Raw genomic sequence first — 11942 nt, forward strand, 5'->3', positions numbered from 1 at the left:
CGCATGATTCATGCTGAAAATGAGCGATCAACCGCCTGCACGCTACGTGGGGATGCCTACGCGCTTACGTCCAAGCTTACGCAAGGCTTCGTTGGTCGCGTCGTCGATGATGTCGGCGTCGCTCTCATAAGCGCTCAAAGTACGGCGCCCCATGACGCGGGGCCCGGATCCGAGCGCTTCGAACCCTGCCGAGTCAGGCTGAATCCTTCGGAGATGATTGAGGGCCGTAAAGAGGCGGCCCTTGGGATCATTCTCCTCGCCAAATGCCATGATGTCCTCGGCTATTTCTTCGGTTCGAAACCGAGACGTCAGTGATGGCTTCTGGTTGGCCGTGAGCCACTTGGAAAAGCTATTAAGAATCTGCGTATGAGACCTGATAGTTTTGTCGGGCACCTCAAGTGCCCGGGCTGCTGCCGCGAACTGGTGAATGAGTAGCGGGTCTCCGGTAGGAGCAGGCGGCTGAGAACGACGAGGTGGCGCAGAAGGCCGAGGCAACAACTCGCCGGCGCGGAACTTCCGAAGCGCTTCCAATGCCGCACGCACTCGCTTGATGCCCCCCGCGTTCACAAATTCATCCGCATGGGCTTTCAACTGAACAGGGCTTTCAACCAGACCGGCCAGTGTCAAGTTTTTAGAGTTGAGGAACTCGCTGAACCGGCTCAGTTGCTGCACCATCCCCTGAAGGGTACCGGAAGCATAACTTCCTGCCGCCGCGCGCACGAACTCGGAAATGAGGGCTGCGTCCTCTTCGGACGCACGGGTGCGCTTATAGGCGTAGATACGAAGCTCTGAATCGACTGCATCCGACGCTGAGCCGCCCAACGACTTTTCACCGCGACTTCCTCCAAACACTTTGCCAAGCCCCGACTTAACCCGAGAAAGCAGTCCACCGCCTTTTCTATCCTTCGTGCGCGCGGCAGGCTTCGGTTCCGATGACGCTGTGTCGCGCATGCTACCCAGTGCCCTGTTGCGCAAGTCAGATGGAGAACCTTGCATGGCCGCGCCAAAGTGAGCGCGAGGAATGTCGACACTGTGCCGCGTACTGCGGAACCGATTGTCCTGCGGGTTGGATTGCGGCGGCATGGGGTTTGAAGGGTCGTTCTGGCCGCACAACCGGTGCTTCTTGGCAGCGCGTGATGGCACGAGGCGTGCAGATCGCGAGCGAGAGCATTTGGTGCGGCCATGCCAGCATAGGGTATCGGCCAGCGCCTGCCGGCGTGCCACTGAACGCGACCCGATGAGTGGCGTCAGACCGGTTTGAGGCGGGTGAAGAGTGCGAGATTGTAAGCCACCACAGAGGACCAGACATAGGTCTTGAAGTGGTCGAGCCCGCCCCAGGTGCAGCGCGCCAAGCCGTAGGCACGTTTGAGGCAGGAGATGCCGGCCTCGATGCCGGCGCGGAAGTTGCGCAGCTTGCGATAGACCCACTTGCTTTTGACCATGTCTTCGACCTTGAGGCCGCTCTTCTTGTGGAAGGCCATGTCGCGCACGCCGCAGGCCTTGGCCCGGCGCAGATTTTCGCGGCTGGCATAGCCGCCGTCGGCCGCCGCCTGCCGCGGCGCCTGGTCCCAGATGCCGATGTGGCGCTCCAGCATCGGCAAGAACCGCTCGCTGTCGGCCGGGTTTCCGGCTTCGATGACGAGGTCAAGGATCAGTCCGCTTCGGCCGGTGGTCAAATTGAGCTTGTGGCCATAATCGACGTCGCGGCTGTGGCATTGTAAACTTAGTGACGACCGGCACAGAGCCGTCTGCGGGTCTCTACCATTAGGTGCTCTGAAGACGGGCGATTTGACGCCACATCTGCATCGCAGCTCCTCGCAGCTCGCGATGATGGTCAGTGGAATGTTTTGGCGGGGAATGTGAAACAGGTTGGCGATGGGATCGTGGATGGAGACGAAGCGTTGAAGCTGTCGCGCTGACCTGAACCGCTTCATAGTCCTCTCGCGCCGTCGGACCGGTTGGTGAGAATTCTCAGCGCGATTGTTCAAGCCCTTGTGTGAGCGATGCTGGACGCCCGGCATGATATCGCGCTTGGCAGCACTGTAGGATCGAAGCTTGCAAGTGACCATCACACGCGGCGAGCGGCATTGACCTTTGAGAAGCTTTCGCATCAGACGCCTGGCAGCCTTGGCATTGCGGCGGCGTTCCACCAGAACGTCGAGATCGAAACCGTCATGATCGACCGCACGCCAAAGGCAGTGTTTCTTTCCCCGCGCCGAGTGGTGATGACGGCCTCGTCGAGGTGCCATTTGTCGCCGAGCTTTCCGGCTGAGCGCATCCGGATGTCATTGGCAAAATGCCTTCCGAATTTCTCCGCCCACAGCTTCACCGTCTGGTGGGAGAGCGTGATGCCACGGGCAGCCAGCAGATCTTCGACCATTCGCAAGCTGAGCGGAAACCGGAAATAAAGCCAGACCGCATGGGCAATCACGTCAGCGGGAAAACGGTGGCGGCGATAAAGTCGATCAAGGGGCAACAGTCGTCATGCCCACTCATCGCATACCTAAATCGACCGTCGGTTAATGTTACGATGCCCAGATCGAAGAAATCATAGCCTTCATAAAGGTCAATCCTTCTCGCCCTGGACCTGCTTGATCGCCGCGGGCTCAAGCACCGCGGATGTTGGCCGAGAAGCGCATCCCATCAGGCTGACCGTGACGGCAAGAATGACAAGGCTGTACCGTGATCTGCACGGGTAGATCGAGAGGAGGGAGTGCATCGACGTGCCTTAGGGTAAATCTGGAGAAAGAAGGGCGCTCGCAAGCGCCCTTTCGCTAATCAAGCACGTGCAGCATCTGGGGAGGCATCCGGATCTTCTCGTGGTATCCGGAACCAGGCCACGTATAGGGCCGGGAGAAAGAGAAGCGTCAACACCGTGCCGGCCACAATCCCGCCCATCATGGCATAGGCCATGGGCCCCCAGAAAATTTCCCGGGAGATGGGGATGAGGGCGAGCGTCGCGGCCGCGGCGGTCAGCAAGATCGGCCGCATGCGGTGTTCCGTGGCCTCGACAACCGCACGCCACGGCGGCACGCCCTCGCTTCGCAGATTCTCGATCTGGACGACGAGGATGACCGAGTTGCGGATCAGGATACCGATCAGTGCGAGCACGCCGAGGATCGCTACGAAGCCCATCGGCGCATTGCTGAGCAGGAGTGCCGCCACGACGCCGATCAGCGCGAGCGGAGCGACTGCGAAAACCAGGAACAGGCGGCTGAAGCTCTGGAGCTGGATCATCAGGATCGTCGCCATGGCGAACAGCATCAGCGGGGCGACCGCGGCGATCGGTCCCTGCGCGTCGGCGCTCGATTCTACCGAGCCGCCGATCTCGACCTTGTATCCCGCAGGAAGAGCTTTCGTGAACTTTTCGACCTGGGGCTTGAGCTGTTCCACGATCGTCGCGGGCTGTGTCGGCCCGGTGACCGCGGCCTTCACCGTGACCGTAGGAATGCGATCCCTTCGCGCGATCATAGGCTGTTCGAGCTCATAGCGGAACTTGGCGACTGCGGAGAGCGGTACGGATTTGCCGTTTGATCCCGGAAGCTGGAGGTCTCTTAGCGTCTCGATCGAGCCACGCTCAGCGTCTTGGGCCCTGCCGATCACGTCGATGAGGTAGATGCTGTCGCGGATCTGCGTCGCCGAGGACCCTTCGACGATGCTGTTGAGTGCGTTAGCGATATCCTCTGAAGAGACGCCGAGCTGGCGAGCCTTGTCCTGGAGCACGTCCACCTTCACGACGCGCGAGGGCTCGTTCCAGTCATAGGTCATGTTGGCGATGAGAGGATGCCGGTTGACGATGGCTCCAAAGCGATGCGACAGCTCACGCACCGTCTGGATGTCCGGGCCGCTGATGCGGTACTGGACGGGCTTGCCCACCGGTGGGCCGATATCCAGGAGTTTGACAAAAGCGTCGGTACCGGGAAAGGTCTTCGCTACATAAGCCTGCAGGTCTGTGCGCAACCTGTCCCTTGCCTCCAGGTCCTTGGCCACGATGACGACCTGCCCGAACCAGACAGCCGGGGTCTGCACGTCATAAGACAGGATGAAACGCGGCGCGCCCTCCCCGACATGTGTGGTCCAATGGTCGATATCGGGATTGCCGACGAGTTTCTCTCGTTCGAAATCCGTCATCTGGCGGTTCGTTTCCGTAATCGTGCTGTTTTGGGGCATACTCCAGTCGACGACTAACTCGACGCGGTCGGACGCCGGGAAGAACTGCTGCTGCACAAGGCCAAGACCGCCCAGCGAGAGGCCGAAAACAGCGATGGTGGCGATGATCGTAACCCAGCGCCAGCGCATGGCAGCTCCCAGCAGCCAGGCAAATCCCCGTGCGCCGCGTCCCTTGCGCTCATGGTGCGACTTCATCGTCTTGGGCAGGATCGCCACGCCCAGCAACGGCGTGAACAGGACGGCCACGACCCAGGATACCACGAGCGAAACGGCAATGACGACGAACAGGGTGAAGGTGAATTCGCCCGCTGCGCTACTGTTGAGGCCGATCGGGATAAAACCGGCGACGGTGACAAGCGTGCCTGTCAGCATCGGAAAGGCAGTCGACGTATAGACATAGGTGGCGGCTTTGCGCAGCTCGTCGCCTGACTCCAGGCGCGCCACCATCATTTCGACGGCGATCATGGCGTCGTCAACGAGGAGCCCCAACGCGATGATCAAAGCGCCGAGCGAAATGCGCTGGAGAGAGATGCCCGTATATTCCATGACGACGAAGGTGATCGCCAGTACGAGCGGGATCGAGATCGCGACCACCAGCCCAGCGCGCAGCCCAAGGCTAATGAAGCTGATCGCCAAAACGATAGCGATTGCCTCAAACAGTGCCTTGGTAAAGCCGGACACTGCTTCTTCCACCACGGCCGGCTGGTCGGAAACCCGTTCAACACTCACGCCTATCGGAAGATCGGCCACGACGCGCTTCATCTCCTCGTCCAGCGCCTTGCCGAAGTTCGTCAGATTGGCACCCGCCGTCATGCCAATTGCCAGGCCGATTGCAGGTTGTCCGTTGAAGCGGAAGAGCGAGGCCGGCGGGTCGACATAACCTCGCTTGATCGTCGCGATGTCGGTCAGCGGGAAAAATCGATCGTTGACCCTGAGGTTGATGGCTTTCAGGCTTTCTTCGCTCGTAAATTGGCCACTGACGCGCAACGCGATCCGCTCTGGTCCTGCATCAACGAAGCCGGACTGCGCCACAGCGTTCTGGGCTTCAAGCGTTTCGATGACGGACTGGCGGTCGATGCCGAGCGCTGCGATCTTGCGCGTCGAGAATTCAAGATAGACGGCTTCATCCTGAGCCCCGATGATGTCGATCTTGCCCGCATTCGGAACCGTTAGAAGCTTCGCCCTGGAGTCTTCCACCAGATCGCGAAGCTGGCGCTGCGTCAGGCCGTCGGATGTGAACGCATAGATGTTGCCATAAACGTCGCCGAAGGTGTCATTGAAGAACGGACCGACGACGCCGCTGGGAAATTCGCCCTTGATGTCGTTGATTATGTTGCGGACGCGAAGCCAGTTGCCCGTCACGTCCCTTGCTTTGGTGGTCGGAAGCAATTCGACGTAGACCGTGGTCTGGCCGGCGATCGTCTCGCTTCGCGTGTAGTCCAGCGCGTCAAGCTCCTCCAGCTTCTTCTCGATCCTGTCCGTTACCTGACGGGTCATTTCTTCCGCAGACGCGCCCGGCCACTGCGCGTTGATAATCATCGTCTTGATGGTAAAGGCAGGGTCTTCTTCGCGACCGAGGTTGAAGTAGGAAAACGTGCCTGCAAGGATGAAGACGATCATGAAATACCAGACGAGTGAACGGTGATCGAGCGCCCAGTCTGAGAGGTTGAACGGTTTCAATTGATGGTCTCCTGGTCAACGCGAACGGCCTGGCCGTTTTCGAGCGTGTTGACGCCAGCGGTGACGATTCTGTCACCAGGGTTAATCCCGTCGATCACGGTGACGGGGCCACCTGGAACAGTTTGTTCGGCAAGCCTGACCGGGCCGGAAGTGACTTTGCCGGTCGTGTTGTTGACGATCCAAACGAATGCCTTCGATCCCTCGGTCCGAATCGCGGACAAGGGCAGCCGGATCAAAGTCTTGGCCTCCCCCATGGATCTGGCCACTATGACCGAGCCGAGCCTGAGTGCTTCAGGCGGATCGATCAGCGTCAACCGGGTGCGTCGCGTACGCGTCGCGTCGTCCGCTTCGGGCGTGATTTCGCGGACCACGCCCCTGGCGTGAATGCGGGGATCAAGTTGCAAGGCGACGTCGAAGGATGCGCCGAGCGTCAACTGGTCACCGGCGGCTTCGGGCACATCGACGACCGCGTCGCGCTCTTCCGGTCGCGCGACCGTCGCGACACTCTGCCCCGGCGAGACGACTTGCCCCACCTCGGCTGTCGTCGCGGTGACGACGCCGTCGAACTCGGCGAGCAGGCGAGAATAGCTCAGCTGTTCGTTCGCCTTGTCGAGATTTGCCCGGGCCTTGGCGACCGCGGCTTCTGCGGTCTTGCGCTCCTGCTCGGCAGTTTCGAAGGTGGCCTTCGCCCCGGTTTGTCTCTCGAGCAGAGTTCTCTGCCGGTCTTCGGTGATTCGGGCGTTGGCCAGGTGCGCCTGACTATTGGCGAGATCGGACTGCGCGCTTTTGACAGAGAGCTCGAGCGCCACCGGATCGATGGCTGCCAGGACGTCGCCCTTCTTGACAAGGTCGCCTACCTGGACGTTGCGGGCGATGACGCGGCCCAAAATGCGGAAGCTAAACTCGGTCTCGATGCGGGCTTGGACAGTGCCGGGCAGAGTGAATGCCGCCTGCGCGAATGGTTCGGCTATCTGAAAGATGACGGGGCGAGCGGGCACCGATGCTGCGTCCTCTTCCTTCTGGCAAGCGGACAGCAACGCGGCCGCCGCCAAAAGCGCGGTCAGGCGAGGATCGATTTTCATCGGGCGGTTCTTTCGTAAGACACGACGTCGCCGTCGCTGAGGAATTTCGTACCGTTGGAAACAACAATGTCCCCCATAGACAGGCCAGATTGGACGGAGAAGCGTCCACTGGTATAGGCCGCGACCTCCACGGGATGGAGGGAGACGACGCTCGTCTTCGTATCGACGAGCCAGACGGCCGTCCGCCCCGCATAGGAGGCCATGGCCGACCACGGCAACTCGATGACGGCCTCGGGCTTGTACCGCGCGGTGGCAATCACGGCGCTTCCCAGGGGAGCGTCAGGCGCATCTTCGAGAGCGAGCTTCACCCGGATCGTCCCCGTCGTGGTATCGATGGTTGGCGACACCTCTCGGACCTTGGCCCGAAACTCGTCTTTGCCCGACAGGAGCCTGACCTTGGCAACGTCTTCGAGCTCGCGCCCGATAAGAGCGGACTCGTCGGCATTGATCACGGCATCTCGGGGACCGTCATGGGCGAGCGTGAAAACAAGTTGGGCAGCCTGCGCCACCTGACCTACTTCGGCATTGCGGGCGGTAATGATTCCGTTGGCATCCGCCCTGAGGTCCGTCTGGCCAAGTGTATCGCGGGCCGTATCCAGCTGGGCCTGCGCCGACTGAACCGTGGCCCTTGTCGTCAAAAGGGCTTCGCGTGCGTCATCTAGAGCAGCCCGCTTGGTCACGCCTGCGGCAAAAAGGCTCTGCTGTCTGTCAAATGCCTGCCGGGCCTGCGTTTGCTGCGCTTCCGCAGATTGGAGGTTAGCAAGTGCAACCTGGAGGTCAGCCTTCTGCTCTTGCGCATCGAGGCGCGCGAGAATCTGCCCGGCCTTGACGCGATCACCAACATCCACCAACCGCGCGATGATGCGGCCACTGACGCGGAATGAAAGATCGGACTGGATTCGGGCACGGATCTCGCCGGTCGTCGAAATGGTTTCCGACACCGGTACGGCTTGAACAGCTACCGTCTCCACGTGTCGCGTATCTTTCTGTCGAGTTTCTTCCTTAGGAGCGCAAGCCGCGAGCCATGCCATTGAAAACCCTAAAAAAAATCCCGTTGTCAATTGTCCCATAATTCGCCTCTCAAGTCGCTTTTTCCAGCTGATTACGGTTGACTTACCAGAAAGTCAATGAAATAATTATGACGTGTTAGGCTATAGGATCTCTTGGTTAGGTAATGTGAACATGAACAAGCTGACGCGCGCTGAACAGAAGGCCCTCCGGCCTGCCCAGATCCTCGATGCTGCATTTGAGGAATTTATCGAGCAAGGCTACACGGCGGCGCGCGTGGAAGATATCGCCGCACGGGTAGGCGTGACAAAGGGGACGGTCTACGTCTACTTCCCCACTAAGGAAATTCTGTTTTCTGCCATGGCACGGCATATCGCGCTACCGTTCGAGGACGTCCTAGCCGACGCCAAGGATCTGACGGGAAGTTACGCCGAGCGGCTCAGGTCATTGATCCTGCTTTTCTACGAACACGTTATGGGGGATCGCAGAACCCGGGAATTGCTCCGCTTCGCCATTTCTGAGGGCGTACGTTTTCCCCAGCTCATTAATGCGCATCACGTCGAACTCATTGAGCCGATCCTCGCCATGACGCAGGCGCTCATCGACGAAGGTGTCCGTCAGGGTGAATTTCGGGACGGGCCTGCGGCGGTTGCACGCGTCATACTTGCGCCTGCGTTGTCCTTGATCGTCGAAACATTGATGCACGACGGTCGTCTCGATCTCGAAACGCCGAGGTATATCGAAGCCCATCTCGATCTCGTTATGCACGGTCTCGCTGCCGCTAGAGCGGGATGAGATTAGTTTCGGTCATAGCCTGAGTTTTCGATTGAGCGTCTTTCGCGCCGCCACGGGACGCCAAATGCGCCGAAGCCCCGCGGGGGTATCATCATCAAATCAGCCGTAGCTGTCTTTGGTTGATAAAGGCCGCGTGTCTGCCGGAACAATTCTTGTTCCGACCCCATCGTGCTGCAACCGGTCAAGCTCATCGGCCCCAAGCATGGTCTCGATCGCTGCCTGGACAATCAATCTTGCCCGTGCGCGCATCGCGGCTGTGCGGGTCGATCGCAAGCAGCGTATGCGCAAGGGCGGCCCCCGCGCTCCCCGCCTTGATCGTCCACTCCCGCCCCGTCGCGTCCTGCCTCAGCCGCATGTGGCCGTCAGCGGCCGTCGTCAGCGTATAGCCGTTGAACGTCTCCTCGACCGTCTTGCGCTTGTGGCCATCGAGGTCTTGTGTGATCGTGCGCCGGCGACGCCCCTGCCCATCCACGACATCGATCGTCACCTTGGAGATCGAACGCTCCACGCGCTTCAGCAAGAAGGATATTGCGGCTTTGGCGACGTCACCGTGATCTCGGATGGCGCCGAAATCCTGAAGCGCCTGCCCCGCGCCATGCCAAGGCCGACCAGCCATATCATCGACTGGTTCCACATCGCCATGAAGCTCCAACCAATGCAGCAGATCGCCGACCACATGGTTCGATCTCGCGGACGGTGCCAGGCCCCTTCCAACCATCCACAGGGACGTCAGAGCCGTGAAGTGGCGCCTGTGGCATGGGCGCGTCGATCGCGCGATCCGCGACCTGGAGCAACTCTTGGAGAGAGTGAAGGATTCGCAAGGAGACAGCGGATTGCGGTTTGGTCGGTGCTGCTGGTCACGAAATAGCGGCCACCGGGTTCGCCTCGACCGCCGCGACCGCATCTGGCTACAACGAGTTCGAAGTTTCGCGCTGCATTGGGATCGGCGCTGCGCACATGCGCTGTGTCGATGCTGATGATAAACTCTTTGCGCCGATCGCCGGGAAGCTCCATTTCGAGCTGGCGTCGATCATCAGCTTGCGCCCTTGCGCGCCGTTCTTCCTCTGCAACCTGCTCGTCCAGCCGTTCACCGATCCTGATGGTGCGCTTGCGCACGGTCGCATGCGTCTCGGTAGGCTCAATGGGCAGAAATTCGGTTAGCACTCTGGCGGCCTGCCGGTACGGCATCATGCTTCCCAGCCGCGCCGTCAGTTCCATCAGCTCGGGCGTCGCCCGATCCGGGCAGATTTCCTTCAGTGGCGCGAAAGCAACGACCATCCCTGGATGGCAATCCCCACACAGCATCCAGCGGGGATTGCGCACCTCCACCGTGCCGAACACAGTTCGGATCCGGCGCGCCGTATAGTCTTTGACCGGCCGGAACATGTGGCAGTCCGGGCAAACCCGCCGAAACAGAGCATAGGCATTCACCTCCTGGTTTACGACCGCGCTCTGCAGCGCCGTCATGATCTTCTTGCCGACTTCGATCGACAGGCCGATTTCGCCGTCGAACAGGCGCTCCCAGCTCTTGTCGACCCGGACCTCCCGACGACAAACGTCGCCGAACTCGCTCTTTCCCTCGATTGTAATTGTCCACTCCACCGCCATCGTTGCTTCTCCGAACAAAGCGCGGTGATGAACTGCTCGGGCCTAACAATCCGTGCTCAACCCCAGAGAAATTACCGGTCTCTCGCGCGGGAGCACCAACAGAAGCGCGATCAGGTGCTTGCCGGGCTTGAGCGGGCCAGCGACAGCGTCGAGACGAGCGCTCCCACGAGCGGCAACCGGGATGTTCGCAAGACGACGAGTTCTCGATCGCACGGCTTCATAGCCTCGGCTCGCAGCTCCTGAACTATGTCAGATCGAACCGCGGCGCGATCGTCAACTATGGCAAGCGATACCGAGCTGGGCTTCGTGTCGCCACCAGCCTCGCCGAGTCAGCAGTGAATTCGCTTGTCGGCAAACGCATGGTCAAGAAGCAGCAGATGCGCTGGCCTCTCCACGGTGCGCACATGCTCATGCAGGTCAGGACGGCGGAGATCAATGGCGAACTTCGCGGTCGGCTGCGGGCACCGTTCCGACAGCCAGAACCGAACGTGCCTCCATTATTCAAGCCCAAACCGCCCCTTCTGCGCGCCGCCTAACCCCAGAGAAGTTACCGGTCCCAATCGTCGCGACATGGGGCGCAAATCTTTCGTCGACCGCGTCTGGGCATGGAAGGCCGAGTCGGGCGGGACTATCACCCGCCAGTTGCGACGTCTTGGCGTGTCGAGCGACGCATGCCCCCAAATGGGCATCGGAGGCGAACAGCGTTTCCCTCCGGCGGCAAAGAACAGCATCCGATACTTTATCGTCTACAAAATTGATAGACATAATAAACCGCGAAAATTGGAAGCCATTTCCAAATTGGAGCAAGACGAGGATGTTAGCTGTGGAGAGATTTTCGAGAAGAAGGTTTGGCGCCCTCGTGGCCGCTTTTGCGGTGACCTTGGTCGCTTCTTCCCCGCCTTTCGGGGCTCAGGCGGGTAGTTCGGACGCGGGTAAACTACCGACCGAAATCCCGGAGGGCACCGTGCTTCGCATCGGCGATCCCGAGACGCAAAGGGCGCTGGAACTCTCGGGTCTGATCGATCAACTGCCGTTCAAGGTCGAATGGGCCAATATCAGCGGCGGTCCACAGACAATCGAAGCTTTTCGCGCCAATGCGTTGGACGTCGGATCGGTCGCCGACATTCCGCCCATCCACGCGACCTGGACCGGGCTCAAGGTCAAGATCATAGCCGCGAAGTTCCGCAAGGATCCGGTTGCGCACCCGATTTATCAACTCGGCATTGCACCCGGCGTCGAGGTCAGGACGCTCGCGGACTTGCGCGGCAAACGGATTGCTTTCAGCCCCGGCCAGGCGCAGGGCGCGCTGGTGCTGAGGGTGCTGCAGGCCGCCGGCCTGAAAAAGGAGGACGTCAATCTCATCGAACTGCCCAGCAACGGCGATGCCTATCCGGTGGCACTTGCCAGCAAGCAAGTCGATGTCGCGCCGATCTGGGGCGTCCTCATCAAGCACTATCTGCACCAGTATGGTGCCGACGGCGCTACCACCATCCCGCATGGCTTGCGCGACGATCCAGCCCATCTCTATGCGCCACAGTCGGTGCTGGACGACCCGGCCAAAGCTGCCGCGCTCGGCGAGTATGTGCGCTACTGGGCACT

At 60.4% G+C, this 11942-nt stretch carries 8 protein-coding genes and 2 pseudogenes; 2 read left to right on the forward strand and 8 right to left on the reverse strand.

Annotated features, from left to right (window positions below; translation table 11 throughout):
* Positions 1-42: 42 nt before the first annotated feature.
* The 6 genes and pseudogenes from AC07FD_RS02565 to AC07FD_RS02590 all read right to left on the reverse strand — a co-directional run bounded on the left by AC07FD_RS02565 (position 43) and on the right by AC07FD_RS02590 (position 8002).
* A complete protein-coding gene (locus AC07FD_RS02565) occupies positions 43-951 on the reverse strand; it encodes a hypothetical protein (protein ID WP_143748827.1) in 909 nt (302 codons plus the stop codon).
* 296 nt (positions 952-1247) lie between these two features.
* Positions 1248-1709, reverse strand: a pseudogene (locus AC07FD_RS02570) (transposase); the annotation flags it as partial.
* A gap of 55 nt (positions 1710-1764) precedes the next feature.
* A pseudogene (locus AC07FD_RS02575) lies at positions 1765-2476 on the reverse strand (IS6 family transposase).
* Positions 2477-2778: 302 nt separating this feature from the next.
* Entirely contained in the window at positions 2779-5850 is a 3072-nt protein-coding gene (locus tag AC07FD_RS02580) for an efflux RND transporter permease subunit (RefSeq protein WP_095088727.1), read from the reverse strand.
* A complete protein-coding gene (locus tag AC07FD_RS02585; protein ID WP_478348520.1) occupies positions 5847-6932 on the reverse strand; it encodes an efflux RND transporter periplasmic adaptor subunit in 1086 nt (361 codons plus the stop codon). Before AC07FD_RS02585 ends, AC07FD_RS02580 begins: the two co-directional genes overlap by 4 nt.
* The gene (locus AC07FD_RS02590) at positions 6929-8002 is read right to left on the reverse strand and encodes an efflux RND transporter periplasmic adaptor subunit (RefSeq protein ID WP_095088731.1); all 1074 of its coding nucleotides are present in this window, start codon (positions 8000-8002) and stop codon (positions 6929-6931) included. The genes AC07FD_RS02585 and AC07FD_RS02590 overlap by 4 nt, the downstream gene beginning before the upstream one ends.
* A gap of 112 nt (positions 8003-8114) precedes the next feature.
* Between AC07FD_RS02590 and AC07FD_RS02595 the strand changes: the two genes are divergently transcribed.
* Positions 8115-8735 (forward strand): TetR/AcrR family transcriptional regulator, encoded by a 621-nt coding sequence (locus AC07FD_RS02595; protein ID WP_095088733.1) that lies wholly within the window; start codon positions 8115-8117, stop codon positions 8733-8735.
* Between the two features lie 187 nt (positions 8736-8922).
* Here AC07FD_RS02595 and AC07FD_RS02600 read toward each other — a convergent pair whose 3' ends face one another.
* On the reverse strand, positions 8923-9411 hold the full coding sequence (locus AC07FD_RS02600; RefSeq protein ID WP_478348521.1) for a hypothetical protein: 489 nt from the start codon (positions 9409-9411) through the stop codon (positions 8923-8925).
* Between the two features lie 53 nt (positions 9412-9464).
* A complete protein-coding gene (locus AC07FD_RS02605) occupies positions 9465-10343 on the reverse strand; it encodes a hypothetical protein (protein WP_478348522.1) in 879 nt (292 codons plus the stop codon).
* An 814-nt stretch (positions 10344-11157) separates the two neighbouring features.
* On the opposite strand from AC07FD_RS02605, the gene AC07FD_RS02610 reads away from it, so the two are divergent.
* A partial coding sequence (locus AC07FD_RS02610; RefSeq protein WP_478348523.1) for an ABC transporter substrate-binding protein occupies positions 11158-11942 on the forward strand: 785 nt, incomplete at its 3' end.

The organism is Mesorhizobium waitakense (assembly GCF_056431085.1).

What these genes read in the sequence shown, in the direction of transcription:
- AC07FD_RS02585 (WP_478348520.1), bottom strand. Translation starts at nt 6,932, where the DNA reads ATGAAAATCGATCCTCGCCTGACCGCGCTTTTGGCGGCGGCCGCGTTG.
- AC07FD_RS02590 (WP_095088731.1), bottom strand. Translation starts at nt 8,002, where the DNA reads ATGGGACAATTGACAACGGGATTTTTTTTAGGGTTTTCAATGGCATGG.
- AC07FD_RS02595 (WP_095088733.1), top strand. Translation starts at nt 8,115, where the DNA reads ATGAACAAGCTGACGCGCGCTGAACAGAAGGCCCTCCGGCCTGCCCAG.
- AC07FD_RS02605 (WP_478348522.1), bottom strand. Translation starts at nt 10,343, where the DNA reads ATGGCGGTGGAGTGGACAATTACAATCGAGGGAAAGAGCGAGTTCGGC.
- AC07FD_RS02565 (WP_143748827.1), bottom strand. Translation starts at nt 951, where the DNA reads ATGCGCGACACAGCGTCATCGGAACCGAAGCCTGCCGCGCGCACGAAG.